Annotated in this window: 18 protein-coding genes; 7 read left to right on the forward strand and 11 right to left on the reverse strand. The window is 72.1% G+C overall.

Annotation, left to right across the window (positions count from 1 at the left end):
* Position 1: 1 nt before the first annotated feature.
* Positions 2-1,162, reverse strand: coding sequence for an alkaline phosphatase PhoX (locus QLQ12_RS16480; protein ID WP_282760851.1), 1,161 nt, complete (start codon positions 1,160-1,162; stop codon positions 2-4).
* Between the two features lie 217 nt (positions 1,163-1,379).
* Positions 1,380-1,616, reverse strand: a complete 237-nt coding sequence (locus QLQ12_RS16485; protein WP_282760853.1) for a hypothetical protein — start codon at positions 1,614-1,616, stop codon at positions 1,380-1,382.
* Between QLQ12_RS16485 and QLQ12_RS47370 the strand changes: the two genes are divergently transcribed.
* Complete coding sequence (locus tag QLQ12_RS47370) at positions 1,543-1,767, forward strand: hypothetical protein (protein WP_456049083.1); 225 nt, start codon at positions 1,543-1,545, stop codon at positions 1,765-1,767. The two genes, QLQ12_RS16485 and QLQ12_RS47370, sit on opposite strands and share 74 nt — an antisense overlap.
* Here the strand turns inward: QLQ12_RS47370 and QLQ12_RS16490 are convergent.
* Together QLQ12_RS16490 and QLQ12_RS16495 are read right to left on the reverse strand one after the other, a co-directional pair.
* On the reverse strand, positions 1,662-2,132 hold the full coding sequence (locus QLQ12_RS16490; protein WP_282760854.1) for a QsdR family transcriptional regulator: 471 nt from the start codon (positions 2,130-2,132) through the stop codon (positions 1,662-1,664). The genes QLQ12_RS47370 and QLQ12_RS16490 overlap by 106 nt on opposite strands.
* 188 nt (positions 2,133-2,320) lie before the next feature.
* The gene (locus tag QLQ12_RS16495) at positions 2,321-2,641 is read right to left on the reverse strand and encodes a MarR family winged helix-turn-helix transcriptional regulator (RefSeq protein WP_282760855.1); all 321 of its coding nucleotides are present in this window, start codon (positions 2,639-2,641) and stop codon (positions 2,321-2,323) included.
* A gap of 280 nt (positions 2,642-2,921) precedes the next feature.
* On the opposite strand from QLQ12_RS16495, the gene QLQ12_RS16500 reads away from it, so the two are divergent.
* Complete coding sequence (locus tag QLQ12_RS16500; protein ID WP_282760857.1) at positions 2,922-4,019, forward strand: LCP family protein; 1,098 nt, start codon at positions 2,922-2,924, stop codon at positions 4,017-4,019.
* Positions 4,020-4,046: 27 nt separating this feature from the next.
* Here QLQ12_RS16500 and QLQ12_RS16505 read toward each other — a convergent pair whose 3' ends face one another.
* Positions 4,047-5,126 carry a hypothetical protein gene (locus QLQ12_RS16505; protein WP_282760858.1) on the reverse strand — a complete coding sequence of 360 codons (1,080 nt, stop codon included), beginning with the start codon at positions 5,124-5,126 and terminating at the stop codon, positions 4,047-4,049.
* Between the two features lie 136 nt (positions 5,127-5,262).
* Complete coding sequence (locus QLQ12_RS16510) at positions 5,263-6,231, reverse strand: NAD(P)-dependent alcohol dehydrogenase (RefSeq protein ID WP_282760860.1); 969 nt, start codon at positions 6,229-6,231, stop codon at positions 5,263-5,265.
* A gap of 229 nt (positions 6,232-6,460) precedes the next feature.
* Between QLQ12_RS16510 and QLQ12_RS16515 the strand changes: the two genes are divergently transcribed.
* Positions 6,461-7,438 (forward strand): LacI family DNA-binding transcriptional regulator, encoded by a 978-nt coding sequence (locus QLQ12_RS16515; RefSeq protein WP_282760862.1) that lies wholly within the window; start codon positions 6,461-6,463, stop codon positions 7,436-7,438.
* Here the strand turns inward: QLQ12_RS16515 and QLQ12_RS16520 are convergent.
* A complete protein-coding gene (locus tag QLQ12_RS16520) occupies positions 7,431-8,966 on the reverse strand; it encodes a UxaA family hydrolase (RefSeq protein WP_282760864.1) in 1,536 nt (511 codons plus the stop codon). The two genes, QLQ12_RS16515 and QLQ12_RS16520, sit on opposite strands and share 8 nt — an antisense overlap.
* Positions 8,967-9,833: 867 nt before the next feature.
* On the opposite strand from QLQ12_RS16520, the gene QLQ12_RS16525 reads away from it, so the two are divergent.
* The 3 genes from QLQ12_RS16525 to QLQ12_RS16535 all read left to right on the forward strand — a co-directional run bounded on the left by QLQ12_RS16525 (position 9,834) and on the right by QLQ12_RS16535 (position 14,333).
* Positions 9,834-10,772 carry a nucleotide-binding protein gene (locus tag QLQ12_RS16525; protein WP_282760865.1) on the forward strand — a complete coding sequence of 313 codons (939 nt, stop codon included), beginning with the start codon at positions 9,834-9,836 and terminating at the stop codon, positions 10,770-10,772.
* A 293-nt stretch (positions 10,773-11,065) separates the two neighbouring features.
* A complete protein-coding gene (locus QLQ12_RS16530) occupies positions 11,066-11,752 on the forward strand; it encodes a hypothetical protein (protein WP_282760867.1) in 687 nt (228 codons plus the stop codon).
* A gap of 196 nt (positions 11,753-11,948) precedes the next feature.
* On the forward strand, positions 11,949-14,333 hold the full coding sequence (locus tag QLQ12_RS16535; protein WP_282760869.1) for a glycosyl hydrolase family 28-related protein: 2,385 nt from the start codon (positions 11,949-11,951) through the stop codon (positions 14,331-14,333).
* Positions 14,334-14,478: 145 nt separating this feature from the next.
* Here QLQ12_RS16535 and QLQ12_RS16540 read toward each other — a convergent pair whose 3' ends face one another.
* Both QLQ12_RS16540 and QLQ12_RS16545 read right to left on the reverse strand, forming a co-directional pair.
* Entirely contained in the window at positions 14,479-15,363 is an 885-nt protein-coding gene (locus QLQ12_RS16540) for an NAD(+)/NADH kinase (protein WP_282760871.1), read from the reverse strand.
* Entirely contained in the window at positions 15,360-16,418 is a 1,059-nt protein-coding gene (locus tag QLQ12_RS16545) for an SPFH domain-containing protein (protein WP_282760873.1), read from the reverse strand. Before QLQ12_RS16545 ends, QLQ12_RS16540 begins: the two co-directional genes overlap by 4 nt.
* A 66-nt stretch (positions 16,419-16,484) precedes the next feature.
* Between QLQ12_RS16545 and QLQ12_RS16550 the strand changes: the two genes are divergently transcribed.
* Entirely contained in the window at positions 16,485-17,180 is a 696-nt protein-coding gene (locus QLQ12_RS16550; RefSeq protein WP_282760874.1) for an NUDIX hydrolase, read from the forward strand.
* Between the two features lie 9 nt (positions 17,181-17,189).
* Here the strand turns inward: QLQ12_RS16550 and QLQ12_RS16555 are convergent, their stop codons facing one another.
* Together QLQ12_RS16555 and QLQ12_RS16560 are read right to left on the reverse strand one after the other, a co-directional pair.
* Complete coding sequence (locus QLQ12_RS16555; protein WP_282760876.1) at positions 17,190-17,738, reverse strand: hypothetical protein; 549 nt, start codon at positions 17,736-17,738, stop codon at positions 17,190-17,192.
* A complete protein-coding gene (locus QLQ12_RS16560) occupies positions 17,735-18,016 on the reverse strand; it encodes a helix-turn-helix transcriptional regulator (RefSeq protein WP_282760877.1) in 282 nt (93 codons plus the stop codon). The genes QLQ12_RS16555 and QLQ12_RS16560 overlap by 4 nt, the downstream gene beginning before the upstream one ends.
* Positions 18,017-18,237 lie beyond the last annotated feature (221 nt).

Here is an 18,237-nt window from a genome sequence, read left to right on the forward strand (position 1 = left end):
CTTATGTACGGAACGGGCCGGTGATGCAGTAGGTGATGCCGCCCGAGGCCGACCCGGTGGTGCCCCGCTGGGAGGAGAAGTAGAGACGGTCGCCGGCCGGGGTGAACGCCGGACCGCACAGCTCCGACGAGCCCTGCCCGCTGACCCGCAGGAACACCGAGATCTTGTCGTCCGGCGTGATCATGCAGATGTCCATGCTGGCGCCGTCCTCGGCGACGTAGAGATCGCCGTACGAGGACCCGGTCACGTTGTCGACCCCGGTCAGCGGGGCCGATCCGGACGAGACGAGGTTGTCGTCGTACGCCAGCTCGAAGGTGTTGGTGAGCAGGTTGACCTGCCACACCCGGTTGTCACCCTTGGTGGTGAACCAGACGGTGTCGTTGGCGTAGTGGCAGCCCTCGCCGCCGTTGAACGATTTCGACCCGGCGACCTGGCTGCGGGTCGCGGTGGGGGAGCCGTCCGGGTCGGGCACGTTCTGCCACGTGAACGACCCGGAGGTGCCCGATCCGGCGACGAACACCTGCAGCGTGCCGGAGGACAGGTCGCCCCAGGTGGTGGGCACGAACCGGTAGAAGCGGCCATTGGTCTCGTCCTCGGTCAGGTAGATCACCTTGCGGACCGGGTCGGCGGCGGCGGCCTCGTGCTTGAACCGGCCCATCGCGGGACGCGCCACGGCGGCGCCCCCGAGGGGGTAGGTCTCCCAGACCCGGCCGCGGCTGATCTCCTCGCAGCTCAGCCAGGTGTTCCACGGGGTCTTGCCGCCCGCGCAGTTCAGGTTGGTGCCGGACAGGATGCGAGAGGCGCCGACGATCGCGCCGGCCGAGTCGAACAGGATCCGTGAGGCGCCGCCGCCGGCCGACGCGCTGACCTCGGAGTTGGAGACGTAGACCCAGCCGCTGCCGTTGGGGATGACCGCGCCGCCGTCGGGCGCGTCGTGCCAGACGTACGAGGTGCCGGGCACGGTCTGCCGGGAGCGGGCGATCACCGTGCTGGTGAACCCGGCCGGGAGCCGGATGCCGTTCGCGTCGGCGGCCTGGAGCGCGCCGTAGGGTCCGGGCGCGTTCTGGGCTGGGGCGGCATACGCCGCCGACCATGCGGTGAAGGGCAGGGCCAGGCCCCCGGCGCCGGCCACGGTGGTGCGCAGCAGAGTCCGACGATCCACAGTGTTCCTCCTCGGGTGGGGTCCACGGGACCGTACCCACGCAGTGCGGACGGTCTCTTAACAGCAGGCATCGAATCGTAGTCCATCAATCTCCGGTGGGACAGCGCCCGATTCGGCAGCTTTTGAGGCTCGGTGCCCGGACCGCCGTCTCCATTAGCTCCGACCTCGTTGTGGCGCGATATTCCGTGGCTCAGGATTCCCGTGGAGAGAGAACGTTTCACAGTGGGGATAGGGAAACGGGAAAGACTGTTCCGAAGTTGTTCGGAATCGCCGCCGCCGTCGGTCTCAGTGCCGCCGGAATCACGCTGATCCCGCATGCCGACGCGGCCACCGTATCGTTCGCGAAAGGGCCGGCGCCGAGCAACGGCAGCATCGAGGCGGTGCGCGGCCCCTCCGCCGTCACGGAGACCAGCGTGTCCGCGGCAGCGGTGTCCGGCTTCGGTGGCGGCGACATCCACCGGCGTCACGGTGGCCGAGTACCGCGGCACCCGCGGCGGCTTCACCGTGTGAGCAGCGCCCGCAGAGCCGGCTCCGCCGACTCGAAGTCGATCGGCCCGCTACCCAACAGCGGGCCGTACAGCGCTCCCTCCAGGGTGCGCACGTAGAGGGCGGCCCGGCGGCGCAGATCGTCGAGATCGCCCTCGATGCCGGACTCCAGGAAGATCTTCAGCTGGGCGTCGGCCGCCCGGCCGGTCACGTCGCCGGCGGCCGTGAGCAGCACCCGGGCCGCCGTCTGCGGCTCCGCGGCACTGAACCGGCGCAGTTGCTCGGCCGACCCGTGCAACTCCGCGAAGATCCGGGACACCGCGATCACCCGGTCCGGGCCGGTGCCGGTGGCCTCGCCGGACGCTTCCGCGATCAGCATCTCGCCGATCGTCCAGAACACGTCGCCGAGCAGCGCGTCCCGGCTGCCGACCGCGCGATAGAGCGTGGCCCGGCTGATCGCCAGCTCCCCGGCGAGCGCATCCATGTCTATCGTCGAATTCCGCAGATAATGCTGTACCGCACCCCGGAGGAGCACGTCGGGCGCAATGACACGCCGAGCAGTAGGAATGGCGATTCCTTTCCCGATGGAAAGTGAATGCTAACCATCGGGGTGCGTTTCAAACAGCCGGAAAGTTCAACCGATCCGGGGATTCCGGCCCGGACGGGTGAGGATCACCGGTCCAAACGCTTCCGCAGGGCGGCCGATATCCCGGTGGCGGCGTCCAGTTGTTTCGGCGTGAGTGCCTCGACGAACAGTTCCCGGACGGCCGTCAGGTGCGGCACGGTCGCCCCGTGGAACGCCGCCGACCCGGGCTCCTCCAGGACCACCTCGGCGCCGCGGCTGTCCCCGGCGAAGTCCTCCCGCCGGATCAGGCCACGCCGCTCCATCCGGCCGAGATGATGCGAGAGCCGGCTGCGTTCCCACCCGATCGTCGCGGCCAGGTCGCTCGGCCGCAGGCGGCCGTCCGGGGCCTCGCTCAGCGCGAGCAGCACCGCGTAGTCGCCGGGGAGAGGCCGGACTCGGCCTGCAGCCGTGCGGACAGCGCCCCCGCAGCGCTTCGGTGGTCTCGATGAACGCCCGCCACGTGCGTAGTGGCTCCGAGGTGGGAAGTCTCCTGGGCATGATCCGCGGCCCTTCCGGCTCGACGTGTCGATCAGGTCGTAGTTGATACGTCAATCTCCGCAAGAGCGGCACAAGCCCCGATAAACGTTCGAAGAGTCGGTAACCGTGTAATCATCCCCAAGTCGCGGGAAACAGGAATTAGGAGGTCAGGTGGCCAGGTCCAGGAATCGCCGTGCACCGCTGTGGGCGCGACTCGGTGCCGCCGCCGGGTGCCTCCTGCTGGTCCCCGCCGCGGGCACGGTCGCCGCCATCGCGGCGGTCGAGGCCACCTCGGAGCGGGCCGGCCTTGACGGGCCGCTCAACATCCTGCTGGTCGGCATCGACCCCCGGGGCACACACGTGACGCCTCTCGCCGACGCGATCATCGTCGCGCACATCCCGGCGGACCGGCAGGGCGCCTACCTGTTCTCGCTCCCCAGGGACCTGGTGGTGCGCATCCCCGCGTTCGCGAAAAACGGCACCCCCGCCCAGCGGGCGAAGATCAACGCCGCGATGGCGCTGGGCAGCCGGATCGGCCCGGACCGGTACGACCCCGCCCAGGGCCTCGAACTGCTCGCCCGGACGGTCGGCGACGTCACCGGGATCAAGGAGTTCGACGCCGGCGCGGTCATCAACTTCGGCGGGTTCAAACGGATGGTCGCCACGCTCGGCGGGGTCCGGATGGTCATCGACCAGGACGTCGTCTCCGAGCATCTCCAACCCGACGGCAGCCCCCGCGAGGTGTCGCCCGAGTGCCGGGAGAGCCGGAAGTGCCTGCGGCCCTACACCGGCGCGCAGAAGACCTACCGGACGAGCGCCGAGCCGGTGCGCCTGCGATCCTGGGAGGCGCTGGACTACCTGCGCCAGCGCTACGGGCTGCCGCGCAGCGACTACGACCGTCAGCGCCACCAGCGGCAGTTCCTCCAGGCGGTCGTGCGGCAGATCAGCCGGGACGGCGCGCTTCGGCCGGCCAGGCTGATGAAGGTGCTGACCACCGTCGGTGACTCCCTGGTCGTCGACGGCGGCGGCCACGACATCACCGACTGGATCATCGAGCTGAAGGACCTCCACGCCGGCTCGGTGACCGCGGTCGACCTGCCCGGCGAGCCGGTGTTCGAGGGCGGGAAATATCTGGGCGAGCAGTTCACCAGCGGCGCCGCCGCCTTCTTCGCCGCGGTCAGGAAGGACCGGGCGGGCCGGTTCCTGCTCGACCACCCCGGCTTCGCCGACCTCGATCCCGCTCTGGCCGGCCCGCCTCGCCGGCCCTGATCGGGCTGCTGTTCTGCTCGGATCAGGTCAGGAGCCGTGGTTCCGGCGGCGCCGGGCGACGACCACGCCGACCGCCGCGGCGGCGACGGCCAGCGTCAGCCCGGCCACGACCGCCCCGGTGGGAATCCGCTTCTCCGGGGCGGCGCTGCCGCGGGCGGTCTCCGATACGGACAACGAGGACGTGTACGCCTCCGACGAGACGGCCGGCGTCGGCGCCGGGGCCTCCGGCAGCGGGTATCGCAGCAGGGCGATGTCGGCGGCGGTCTCGGTCACCTCGGAGACGGTCAGCAACGCCGTGCCGTCGGCCGTGTAGGTGATCGACTCGCCCTGCGGCTCGTCCGGCAGGGCCACCGTCCGTGGCGTGCCCCCGGTGATCGCCCGCACCACGCCGTCCGCGGTCGTGCCGTCCGCGGGCACGTCGAACTCGAACGCGTCCGCATAGGTCCGCAGCAGCACCCGCCGCCCGTCCGGGCTGACCGCGCCGCCGGTGACCACGAGCCGCCCACGGAACCCGAACGGATTGCCCGTCCCGCTGAGCGGGATCCGGAACGCCCCGGCCCGCCGCAGTGGTGTCGTCCGCCCCTCCTGCAACGGGCCGTCCGGCACGTACACCCCGGCCGTCAGCGGATCCTTGGTGACCACGACCGGCGTCCCGTTCCCCGCCACCAGCAGCGCCTCCGCGTCGTGCGGCCCGTCCGGGTAGGACATCCGGAACAGCTTCGGCGCCCGCGCCCCCGGCGCCAGCCGCCACACCCCGACGTTGTCCCGGTTCTGCCCGTTGTCCCCGATGTCACCCACCCACAGCGTGCCGTCCGCGGCCCGCGCCAGGTCCTCGGTGTCGCGCGGACTCGCCGGGTACGGCACCGCGCGAACCACCTTGCAGCTGCGGTTCAGGAAGAAGATCCGCCGGCCGGACTCCTCGTCGGCGCCGTCGTTCACCACCACGTAGCCGCTGCCGTCGGCGACCAGCCCGGAGATCTCCACCAGCCGCTTGTCGGTCACCCGGCAGACCGCCTCCGGCGCCTGCTTGACCGGCACGGGTACGGCTCCCGCCGGAACCGCGATCGCGGTGAGCGTCGCGACCAGCCCTGCCGACAGCGCCGTCATGCGTCTCTCCCGGGTCTCGTGGAACACGTCCGTCCCACCCTGCCACGGCGCCGCCAGCGGGCAGTGCCGTCTCACGGCGAGCAGCGCGGCGCGCCGTGGGACGCGGGGCCGTCCCGGCACAGGACGGTGCTCGGCGTCAGTCCGCCGTCACGGTGACGACGACGTTGCCGGTCTTGCGGCCGCTGTCGACGTGCCGGTGCGCCTCGGCCAGAGAGGCCAGCGGATAGGTGCGGTCGATCACCACCCGGAGCTCGCCCCGGTCCAGCAGGTCACGCAGCTCGGCCAGGGCCTCGTGCTTGCGCACCGACATGCCGGTCCGGACGCGCGGCCCGCCGGTCAGGGCCGTCCGGAGCTCCAGAACGTTGTTGATCAGGCCGGTGGTCGGCAGATAGACGCCGTGCGGCGCCAGGACCGGACGGCACGCGGCGTACGTGCTGCGCGTCACCGTGTCGAAGACGACGTCGTAGCGTTCACCGCTGCCGGTGAAGTCCTCGGCGGTGTAGTCGAAGACGCGGGCCGCGCCCAGCGACTCGGCGAGCCGCACGTTGCGGCCGCTGCACACGCCGTGCACGATCGCGCCGGCCCGCGCCGCCATCTGGACGGCGTAGGTGCCGATGCTGCCGGACGCCCCGATGACCAGGACCTTCTGGCCCGGCCCGACCCGGGTGAGGCGGTGCAGGAAGTGCCACGCGGTGGTGAACCCGTCGACGGCGGCCGCGGCCTCGGCGTACGGGACGTGCTCCGGCAGGATGGTCAGCGAGGCCCGCTCGGAGAGACACAGATATTCGGCGTTCGCCCCGAGCGTGAACCCGGTGAACCCGAACACCCGGTCGCCGGCCCGGATCCGGCGTGCGTCCGGGCCTGTCGAGACCACATCGCCGGCGAACTCCAGGCCGAGCACCCGCACTCCCTTGCGGGGCCGGACCGGTCCCAGGATCACCCGCCCCCACCGGGGCATGCCCTGCCGCATCCCGGACTCGGCGGAGGTGACCGTGGTGGCATGTACCCGGACCAGCACCTGGTCGCCCCGGGGTGACGGCGTGGGCAGGTCGGCCGGCCGAAGGACCTCGGGCGGGCCGTACGCGTCGTAGACCATCGCTCGCATACCGGGAGCCTGCGCCATCCCCGCTGTGAGCACGCTGAGGTCTCCCGATCATCCGATGCGCTCGCGGCCTTTCGGCGATGAGCGCCACCGAGGCGACCTCGGCATCCGTGGTCGCGCGGCGGGTCACGGGTTGATGATCGCCGCGCCGACCGGTCCGGCCGCGTGCGGACCACCGCTCGTTATGCTGACGCGGCAGCAAGGAGGCGGCAGCGTGAGGAGCGGGTTGTTGGTGCGCACGACCGTACAGGACGTCGCGCGTGCGGCCGGCGTCTCGGTGTCGACGGTGTCCCGCGCGCTGACCGGCGGCAGTGTCAGCCCCACCACCCGTGAGGCGGTGGTGGCGGTCGCCCACCGGCTCGGCTACCAGCCCAACCGGGCCGCCCGCGGGCTCATCACCGGGCGTACCGGAAATCTGGGCCTGATCGTTCCCGACCTGCGGAACCCGTTCTTCGCCGACGTGGCGAAAGGCGTCACGGCACGGGCCCGCGCGGTCGACTGCGGCGTGTTCATCAGCGACACCGACGAGGACCCGGTCGCCGAGCTGGAGGCGATCGCGACGCTGCGGCACAACACCGACGGCATTCTGCTCTGCTCGCCCCGGGCGAAGGACGCCGAACTGCTCGCGGCCGCCGACCCGCAGAACACGGTCCTGCTGCACCGGCGGGTGCCCGGACTGTCGTCGGTGGTGGCGGACATCGTCGACGGCACCCGGCAGGCGATCGAGCACCTGCGGGCGCTCGGGCACCGGCGCATCGCGTACGTCTCCGGCCCGGAGGACTCGTGGGCGGCCCGGCAGCGGCTCACCGGGCTGGAGTCCCTCGCCGGCGACGGCCTGGAGATCCTGTCGACCGGGTCGGTCGCGCCGACCTTCGACGGCGGGGTGCTGGCCGGTGACCTGGTACTGGCCGGGCCGGCGACCGCGGTCCTCGCCTACAACGACCTGGTCGCCATGGGCCTGCTGCACCGGCTCGCGGCCCGCGGGGCGGTCGTGCCGGAGCGGATGAGCGTGGTCGGCTACGACGACATCAGCCTCGCCGGGATGAGCCACCCGCCGCTGACCAGCGTGGCCGTGCCCAAGGACCGGGCCGGGGCGATCGCCCTGGACCTGCTGCTCGGCCGGGCCGGCAGCATGACGGCCGCGCAGGGCGCCGAGGTCATCCTGCCGACCACGCTGGTGGTGCGCGCGTCGTCCGGGGTGCCTAGGTGACGGCTCCGAGCTGCCAGGGGATGAACTCGTCGCGGCCCAGGTCGAGGTCCTCACTGCGGGTCGGCTGACCCGACGCGACCGCCAGGACGGCCTCGAAGATCTGCTCGCCGGCCTCGGTCAGGGTCAGCGAGCCGGTGACGATGCCGCCGGTGTCGAGGTCCATGTCCTCGCGCATCCGCTGGTAGGTCTCCGAGTTCGTGGCCACCTTCAGCACCGGCGCCGGCTTGCCGCCGAGCACCGAGCCCCGCCCGGTGGTGAAGACGACGACGGTGGCCCCGCCCGCGACCAGCCCGGTCACCGACACCGGGTCGTAGCCCGGGGTGTCCATGAACGTGAACCCCGGCTCGGTGATCTTCTCGGCGTACTCGTACACCGCGGTCAGCGGCGCCGAGCCGCCCTTGGCCACCGCGCCCAGCGACTTCTCCAGGATCGTGGTCAGCCCGCCGGCCTTGTTGCCGGGGGAGGGGTTGTTGTCGAGGGTGCCGCCGCCGGCCTCCACGTAGCGGTGCCACCAGGCGATCCGGTCGAGCAGCCGCTGCCCGACCTCCTTGCTCACGGCCCGCCGGGTGAGCAGGTGTTCGGCGCCGAACACCTCCGGCGTCTCGGCCAGCACGGTGGTCGCGCCCTGCGCCACCAGCAGGTCGGAGGCGTGCCCGAGGGCCGGGTTGGCGGTGATGCCGGAGTATCCGTCCGAGCCGCCGCAGTTCAGCCCGACGACCAGCTTCGAGGCCGGCACGGTCTCGCGGCGGCGCTCGTTCAGCCGCTCCAGCAGGGTGCGGACCACGACGGTCCCGGCGCGCACGGTCGCACGGACCCCACCGGAGTCCTGGATGGTCAGCCGCTCGACGATCGTGTCCGACGACGCCGGCAGCCCGTCGAGCAGCGTGTCGACCCCGATCATCTCGCAGCCCAGCCCCAGCACCAGGATCGCGCCAATGTTCGGGTGACTGGCGTAGCCGCGCAGCGTGCGCAGCAACATCTGCCCACCCTCGCTGGCCGGCACCATGCCGCAGCCGGAGTCGTGGGCGAGCGCGACCACCCCGTCCACGTTCGGATAGGCGTCCATGAACGGCCCGCGGAACTGGTCGGCGATCATCCGGGCCGTCGACGCCGAGCAGTTGACCGAGGTCACGATGCCGACGAAGTTACGTGTCCCGACCGAGCCGTCGGCCCGCTTGAACCCCTGGAACGTCCGGATCGCCCCGGCCGGCGCGATCTCGGCGAGAGCGGTGCCGAACTCGTACTCGTGATCGACCGCGGCCATCCCGAGATTGTGGGCGTGCACGTGTTCCCCGGCCGGCACCGCGACGGTGGTCCGCCCGATGACCTGCCCGTACTTGTGGATCGGCGTCCCCTCCGCCAGGTTCCGCACCGCGATCTTGTGCCCGCGCGGCACGGTCGTGACCACGGTCAGCTCACGCCCGTCGTGCCGCAGCGTGAGCCCGGCCCCCAGCTCCCGGGTCGCGACGGCGACGTCATCGTGCTCGCGCAGCAGCAGAGCCACCTCGCGCAGGTCAGGTTGCGGCATGAGGATCCCTTGACGATTTGTGGGAACGTTTGCAATGCCCATCCTGACACGCTGCCACGCCGCCGGTCGAGGCCCGCACTTCCACCAGCCCGCCCCCGCCCCCGACCTCCACCGCCCTCTGCCGCAGCCCGCAGCCCGTATCCCCGCCCAGTCCCCTCTGGCCCCTTACCGAGCCCGTGCAAGGCCTTCTGCAGGATGGTCGTGAATGCTGCCTCGATCCGGTCGGGACCGCGCTCACGACCGGTTAGCGGAAGTTCGTTTACCCGCCGTACGCCGGGGATGGACACTCCCCGGCAACCTTGATGCGGTGGCTACCGATCTGGGTGGCGGGCGCGTCAAGATCGTTCGGCTGGTGGGGGCTTGGATTCTCGTGCCTGTGATTGGGCAATGGTGGTCGGCTCTTGTGACACCCGCTGTGGGTGTCGGGTACACCCGCAGCGGGTGTCGTGTTTGAGGCAGAGGTACGTCGTGTCGTGACCTCGATGCCTTGTGCCATCCGCGGCCGGCGCAATGACCACGGCAGCGCCCGCCCGCCGGCCGAGGGCTGCAGGTTGGGGCTCCGAGTTAGGGGTGCGGGCTGGGGCTGCCGATTGCGCGTTGGAATGGCTGCGGGCTGGAGACCGGGAGCCGGGCGCCGAGGGTCGGGGGCGCGGGCGGAGGGCTGCGGGTCGATGGTCGGGGCCGGGGCGGGGCCGTGCGGGGTACTGAGGGCTGGGACGGGGCCGGGGGGCTGGGGGTCGGGCCGGGCCGGGATGGGGGTCTGGGGCCGGGGTGAGGGCCGGGGTTCGGGGGTGTGCGCGTACGAAATGTGGGAAAGCGGTGTGGCGGTCCTTGCCGGCCGGGTCTGTCATCCTTAACTTCATGCAAATGAAAATCGCTTTCACTGGCAAGGGTGGCAGTGGGAAGAGCACCCTCGCGGCGCTGTTCGTGCAACACCTGCGGGCGGTCGGGCACCGGGTGCTGGCCGTCGACGCCGACGTCAACGTGCACCTCGCGCCGCTGCTCGGGGTTGCCGCGCACGCCGGGGACGCGCTGTCGCACCCGGAGAACGCGCGGCGGGTCCGCACCCACCTGCTTGGCGACAATCCGCGGATCGCCGGGGTGGAACACTTCGTGGCGACGACGCCGCCGGGGCCGGGCTCGCGGCTGATCACGCTGGACGCCGGTGACCCGGTGCTGGCCGGGCACGCGACCGCCCTCGACGAGCGGACCCACGTCATGCACGTCGGCACGTACGAGCCGGAGAACATCGGGGCCGGCTGCTACCACGGGCACCTGGCGATCCTGGAGAACCTGCTGTCGCACCTCGATCCGGCCGACGACGGCTGGGTGGTGTGCGACATGGTCGCGGGCACCGACGCGTTCGCGAACTCGCTGCACGCCCAGTTCGACGTGATCGTGGTGGTGGCCGAACCGACGCCGGAGTCGGTCTCGGTGGCCCGGCGATACCGCGAGCTGGCCACGGCGGCCGGTGTCGCGGACGCGGTGGCGGTCGTCGGCAACAAGGTCGCCGACCGGATGGATCTCGATTATCTGGAGCGGGAGCTGGGGGTTTCCCCGATCGCGGTGCTGGGCATGCAGGCCGGGCTGCGCCGGGCGCGGCAGGCGGGCTCACCGCCCCGCCCGGAGGACCTGGACGACGCCTCCCCGCTGACGCGCATCGCTGAGCGGGCGGCGGTCCGGTCACTGCCACCCGAGCATCGGGAGGCATTGATGCGTACGCTCCACCTGCGCCTGGCCGCCAAGGGCTGGGTCCGCGCCGCCCACGGTGACGTGACGGCCCAACTGGGCCCCGTGCCGGTCTGAGGCGGCCCGGGAGCCGGGACGTCCTGTTTGCCGGCAGGCGTCCCGGCTCCTACCCGACCACCGGGCTCCCCTCGGCCCGGCGAGGTTCGAGATCGTGCCGCCGGTCGGCGAATCCGACGTCCACCGGCGACTGGACTGCCGAGGTCCGCGACCTGATCGTGTTCACACCCGGAGGTGTCATCGGGTTCCTCGCCCGGCGTACCCCCTGGCGTGCGTTCAGCCCGCCGCGAGCCCGGGCCCGTCCCGAGCATTAACATGTGCCGCGATCTCTTCAGCGGCTGAGACGAGGCGACATGCGGTGGTTCCGGTTCGGGTCGGGTAGGCGTCAGGCCGAGCGGGACCCCGTCCGCCAGCAGCAGATCCTGCGTGAGCTGCGGGAGCGGTTCGGCGGCCACGTCCCGTCCGGGTTCGCCGCGCAGGCCGCCGAGGCGGTCCAGTTGCTCGACGGCGACGACGGCCTGCTCGCCGCGGCGGCGGTGCTGCGCGAGTTCGCCGACGCGGCCTTCGCGGCGACGGCGGCGCAGGGTGTCCAGGTGGATCGCCGCGACTACCGCTGGACCTGGCAGGCCGCCGGGCCTCGGCTGCGGTCACCGCTGGCCCCGGTGCCGGGTGGCTCGTTCCATCCGTACGTCCACGTCGCCGCGGCCGTGACCGTCGTCGGCGCCCGGCCCGGACCGCTGGCGAAGCTGACCGCCCCCGAGCCGGTGCTGACGCACGTGCTGGAGATCCTCGACCTGGTCACGGCCGGCTGGGAGTACGGGCGGGTGGTGCCGGACGCCGACGCCGCCACCCTGGCCACCGGGCTGATCGCGACCGCCCGGGACCTCCGGGCCGCGATGCCGGACGCGCCGCCGCTGCCGCCGGGAATCCGCGATCAGATGCGCCGCAACAACACCGTCGACGTGTGGGACCCGGCGGGGAACCGGATCCTCGGCGCCCTCAACCCGGGCAAGGCGATGCGTGAGGCCCTGCTCGCCTGAGTGACCTCGTCCGGGCTTTGCTCGCCCTCTCCGCCACGGCCTGCGGGTCACGTTGCCGCGTTCGATGTGGTCAGGATCTCGGCCACTCGGTGTGGGGACAGCAGAACGAGGGGTGACTGATTGTCTCTTCAGGCGAGGTCGGGGAATCAAATAATTCGTACGGTTGCATCCGTTTAGCACCTTTGATGGAGAGCCGATGCGACTTCCCCTTCCCCTTCCCCTTCCCGTTCGCTCCTCACGTGTCGTGGCGGCGCTCGCCGTCGGCCTGCCGGCCACGGTGGCGGCCCTTGCCGCGCCCGCGGCCGCCGCGGCCGCCGCGTCCGTGGCTCCGTACTCACTGACCTCGTCGGTGAGTCCCGCGCCGCTCGTGCCGGAAAGCTGCGCGACCGACCCGGCCTGTGTGGTGGCGCCCGTGCCGCGCGGCGGCACCAGCGACGATGCCGCCGCCCTGCAGCAGGCGATCGCCACCGCCGCCGGCCGGACCGTGCCCGCCGTCGTCGCCGCCGACGGGTCCGTGACGACCCCCGCGACGACGGCCACCGTGCTGCTGTCGGCCGGCACCTACCGGCTCACCAAGGGCCTGGTGCTGCCACCGAACGTCAACCTGCGCGGCGCCGGTATCGGCGCGACCACGCTGCTCCTGGACCCCACCCTCAACTGGCGGAACTTCAGCTACAGCTTCCTGATCCGGGCCGCCGACACCAAGCAGGCCGGCAGCACGAACCTCGTCTCCGACCTCACCGTCAACGGCAACTGCCGGACCGGCGCGGGCGCGTTCGACGACGCTGTCCTGCCCGGCTCGCCGGCCCAGATCTGTGACTTCCGCACGGCGCTCGGCGCGCACGCCAACACCGGCGGCGGCATCTCCGCGGGCGATCGCTGGACCGTACGGCAGGTGCGGTTCACCAACTTCGAGTACTTCAAGTTGTGGATCAACGGCACCACCGGCGTCCAGGCTCTCGACAACCGCTTCGACAACCGTGGCGGGGCGGAGTCCGACGGCGAGGACAACATCGGCGGAGGTGGCCGAAACGCCGACACGGTCATCCAGCACAACCAGTTCGACGCGACCATCAACGGCAACGCCTTCGACTTCACCAACGCCATCCGGACCACCGTGCGCGACAACGTCGTGCTCACCACCCCGGCGGTGGCGGCCGCGCGTGGCGTCAGCGAGTACGGCAACCTCTACTTCGAGGGTGTGGTCGGCGCGACCGCGACCGGCAACCACCTCGAGGGCGCGCACATCGTGCTCAAGTCGAACTCCGACTACTCGCACACCGGCAACAACAAGGACGTCACCGAACCGCGCGACAGCCTGGTGGCCGGCAACACGATCCTGGACTCGGCGACCGTGGGCGTCGCCGTCGCCTACGACGACTACCTCGACGCGGACGGCACCGCCGGCACGCCGGGCGGCTGGAACGACAGCAGCACCGTGACCACGGATCACATCGTCCGGCCCGGCGGCAACAACATTGTCCGGGACAACGTGATCGAACGGTCGCGGCAGAGCGGCATCCTCGTGTACGGAAGCACAGCCGCCAAGAACGCCGCGGACACCGTCTCGGGCAACCGGATCGTGAACGCCGGCTTCGGCGGGTCCACCACCTACAACACCGGCGCCGGGTGGTTCGACACCGCCGGCATCGGGTTGTCGGTCGGCAGCCACGACGCCATCCACGGCAACACCGTCGTGGACGACCAGGCCACCCCGACCACCTGGTACGGCGTGCACGTCGGCGCCCGCAAGGCCGCGTCCCGGCCGACCTTCCTGACGCTCACCGGCCCGAACGGCGTGACCAACACGGCCACCGGTGTCATCGGAGCGCCGGTGCGCACGGCCGCGCAAGCGCCCGAGGCCCCGACCGCCCTCACCGCCGGCGGAAACCGGCTGACCTGGGAGGAGTCGTACGCGAGCGGCAACCCGATCGGCGGGTACCTGGTCCTTCGCAACGGTGTGCCGGTCACGAGCCTGCCGGTCGGCAGCGCCACGATTCCGGACAACCTGCTCGACGCGGACGCGGCCAGCCTGGAGTCCGCCGCGGCCGGCACCGCCGGATGGACCGTGAGCGGCGCCGCCAGCAGTGTCTCGCGCAGTGACACGGCCGGCGCGGTCGGCACCGCCTCGCTGCGACTCACCGCGCTCAGCGCCGGGCAGATCAGCGCGTACAGCCGCAAGGTTCCGGCGGCCGTCGGAACCACGTACACCTCGGTCGCGAGTTTCCAGGCCGCCGGCGCCGGCCGCCGGGTCCGCGCGGGTCTCGCCTTCACCGACGCCACCGGCAAGGTCACCCGCCTCGGCAGCGCGAACGTCGCGACGGTCGACACCGCCACCGGCTGGATGACCAGCTCCTACTCGGCCGCCGCGCCGGCGGGCGCGGTCACCGTCCAGTCGTTCCTGATGGTGGAGAACGCCGCGGTCGGCGAGTCCCACCTGCTCGACCGGCTCGGCCTGGTCGCCGGCACGGCTACCGAGCAGTGGACCGCCCCGGACGCGCTGTCCGGCCGCTACCAGGTCGTCGCCACCCGTACCGGGAACGGCGAGTTCTCCGCCGTCACGGCGGTGACCGCGCCCTGACCCGCTGACCGTCGCCACCGTGGGGCGGCCGGGCGCGCGAACGGCCGGCCCGCCGGGCTGCCCCCCCCACGGTCCCCCCGGGGGGCCGGTGTCCCCCGACCCCGGCCGCCCCGCCGTGCCGGGGCCGGGATCCCGCCCGGGCTCCTCAGGCCAGGCGCAGTCTGCGCCCGGCCACACCGATCCGGAGACGCTGGCCCCACGACAGTTCCAGCGCGTCGGACTCCAGGCCGTCGGCGAACACCACCAGACGCTCCGACTCGCTGGTCAGCTCCAGTTCGGCGCCGGGCATGAGGAGGCCGGACGTTCTCGTGACGCCGGTCGCGGGGGAGGGCCACGCCTCACGGACGAACCAGCACAGCGCCGGATCGCCGGGCTTCGGCAGCGGCGGGGCGCCGGCCCGGTCGCGGGCGATCGACGCGCACCAGCCGGTCGCCCCGGTGCCGGTGCCGACGATGAGCCCGGACGACGACTGTTGTTCCCGGGCGCCGTCGGGCGTGGTGAGCACGTATCGTGCCGACTGGTGGCCGGCGTGCCCGACGTAGACCTCGTTCAGCCCGTACAGCTCCTGGCCGTCGTCGAGCCGCGCCACCACCATGGTCCGTTCCTGACTGCCCTGCAGCGGGTTCCGCAGACGTGCCGCGACCGCACCGGCCCGGTGCCGGGACAGCACGCCGGGGTTGCGGCCCGGCTCCGGGTCGACGCCGATCACCGGCTGGCCGTCCAGGTATTTCGCCACGTTCGCCACCAGGCCGTCCTGACCGACGGCCACCACCACGTCCTCCGGCGCGAAGAGGAATCGCGGCAGATCGGCCCGCTCCACGTGACCGCGTCGCCAGTCGGCCGGGACGGCCGCGCCCACCTCGGTGAGCGCGGCTTTCAGAGCCTCGTGACGGGCGGACACCTCGTCCAGGTCGCGGCCGCGCTGGCGCAGGAAGTACGCGGCCGCGCCGAGCGTGCCGTGCCGGGCGAGCAACTCGTCGAGTTCGCTGCGCCGCGACACGATCACCACGCGCGGGGCCAGTGTGCTCACGATCCGAGCCGCCCGACCAGTTTGGTCAGCACGTCCGGGGTGATGGTGAGCTCGTTGACCGCCGGGAGGTTGCCGGCCAACTCCTTCAGCGCCAGCGCCTGCAGGACCGCCGGTGGCAGGTCCTGGTAGGCGGCAAGGCGCGCGGCCTCGGCCTCCGCCTCGGCCAGGCCGACGATCCTGGTGCCGGCGGCGCGGGCCTCGTCGCGCACCCTCGTCGCCTCGGCCTCGCTGGCGGCGGTCCGGTTGGCGCGGGCAGCGGCGGCGATGCTGGCCACCTCCTTGCGGTCCACCTCGGCTTTCGCCGCGACGAGCTGGGTCTCGGCGTCGAGCTCGGCTTCCCGGCGGTTGTTGGCGCCGTGCTGTTCGACGAGCTCCTGCTGGCGGCGAGCCAATTCGATCTTGCTCTGCAGCTCGTTCTCGGCGATCTGCCGCTCCTGCTGGACGGCGTGGGCGCGGCGGGCGTACGTCGCCTTGTCGGCGTCCTGCTGCACCTGCTCGCGGGTCGGTGTCTGCAGTGCCCGCTCCAGGTCGGGCTCCGGGCGGATCGCCACAACCCGGGCGCTGACCACCGACACGCCGGTCTCGGTGAGCCGCGGGTCGGTGGCGAGCGCGTCGGCGACCGACTGCCGGACCGGCGCGATGCCGGTGGTCAGCGCCTCGGCCAGCGGCAGCCGGGCCAGCACGTCGAGGGCCGGCTGCTGGGCGAGCTCGGCGAGCAGCGTGGCCACCTGGTCGAGCGGCTGGCCGCGCCACTTGCCCTGGTAGGGGTCGATGGAGAAGTCGAGCCGGCCGGCGGCGGCCGCCGGGTCGCTGAACCGGTAGGTGACCGTCGCCTGCACGGTCACGTCGGCGAAGTCCTCGGTGCGGGCGTGGAACAGCAGGGGCAGTTCCCGGTCGTCGACCGGCACCTCGGAGAGGACCGCGGTCAACGGCCGGTACCAGAACGAGAGCCCGGTGCCGGCCCGTTTGGTCTTTCCGTTGACCGTGTGGCTGACCCAGCTGGTCGGGGCGCCCCGCAGGTGGCGCAGGTGGAGGCGGCGGGTCACGTCGGCCATCGGTGGTTCCTTCCCGGAACGTTGTCGTCACAATGACGATAAAGCCCGGCCGCTATTATCGTCAACATGACGCGAAGCGTGGTGTCGGTCACCGTGGACCTGGTCCTGCTGACCATCCGCCAGGGCGCGCTCCAGGCCCTGCTGGTCAGGCGGGGCATCCCGCCGTTCCAGGGCCGGTGGGCGCTGCCCGGCGGATTCGTTCTCCCCGACGAGGATCTCGCGGAGGCCGCCGCCCGGGAGTTGCGTGAGGAGACCGGTGTCGACCCGACGGCCGGGCACTTCGAGCAACTCGCCACCTACGGCGCGCCCGGCCGGGACCCGCGCGGCCGGGTCGTGACGGTCGCCTACCTGGCGCTGCTCCCGGACCTGCCGTCCCCAGTGGCCGGCAGTGACGCCGCCGGCGCCGACTGGCGCCCGGTCGACGACATCGAGCCGGGCGAACTGGCCTTCGACCACGACCGGATCCTGGGCGACGGCATCGAGCGGGCCCGCGCCAAACTGGAGTACACCCCCCTGGCCACCGCGTTCTGCCCGGCCGAGTTCACCGTCGCCGACCTCCGGACGGTGTACGAGACGGTGTGGCGGACCCGCCTCGATCCGCGCAATTTCCACCGCAAGGTGACCGGCGCCGACGGTTTCGTCGAGCCCACCGGCGGCACCGTGATCCGCGACCGTGGCCGCCCGGCCCAATTGTTCCGCCGGGGCCCCGCCACCCTGCTGCACCCGCCGCTGCTGCGCCAGTCCTCCCCGCCGGGCTCCTGAGGGCTTCGGTCAGCCGAGATCCTCGTCGGTGAGATCGGTCCACCGCCAGGCCATGACGGCCGCCGGGATCATGCCGGCGACCAGCATCGCGGTCACCATCACCTGGATCCAGTTGTCCCCGGGGATCAGCGCGGCCCCGCCGCTCCTGGTCATCAGGGCGTCGGCGACCGCGACGATCATGAGCAGGGCGAACAGGCCGATGGTCAGGGCGTGGGCGCGGCGATGGGCGGCGTTGCGCTCCCCGATCTCGCGCTCGTCGAGCAGCCGGTCGGGTGCGGTGTCGAGCAGCCGGCTCGCCCGGCGCAGCAGCAGGAGGCTCGCCAGGGCGAGCGCGGCGGTGGCTCCCAGCAGGGCGGTGCCCACGGCGTCGTCCGGCCGGGTGGCGGTCAGGAGGCCGCAGGCGAGCACGGTCAGGGGCGGCCCGGCGGCGATGGCGCGACGGGTGGAGCGATGGGCCAGCCACCGCGGCAGGGGCGCGTGGCGCTGGGCCTGAATGCGGGCGTCCATCTCGGTGCGCAGCTCGAGAACGCGTTCGGCGGTGGTGGGTGGCTTGTTCATCGGGAGTCTCCTGGCTCGGTGCCGTAAAGCTGGGTGGACATCGGGGTGAGGGGAGTCAGCGCGAACACCGCCTCGACGGGCAGGCTGAAGAAGTCGCAGATCCGCAGGGCCACCTCGAGGGAGGGGCCGTAGTCGCCGCGCTCGATGAAGCCGATGGTCTGCGGGTTGACCCCGACCGCGCCCGCCAGCTCGGCGCGGGACACGCCACGCTCAGCCCGCAGGATCGCCAGCCGGTTGTGCACGGCCGATCCACGACGCTCACCCTTGTTTCCCGTCACAGCCACGATGTTATGTATACGCAATGATTCGCGCAACCCTGGCAACGATCCGGGTGGTTCGGGAACTGCATATGACCCTGGACTCCGGTCCGGCGCCCACGTGAACGCGTCGCGCGGGCCGGGCGCCACCTCGACGGTTTCCGCTGGCGAGTCCGTATTCCCGGCGGCTCAGTCCTGGTCTGCGCGAACCGATGGGACCTGATGACAAGGTCATCAACGAG

This window comes from Actinoplanes sandaracinus (assembly GCF_030009775.1).
GTDB classification, from domain to species: Bacteria; Actinomycetota; Actinomycetes; order Mycobacteriales; family Micromonosporaceae; genus Actinoplanes; species Actinoplanes sandaracinus.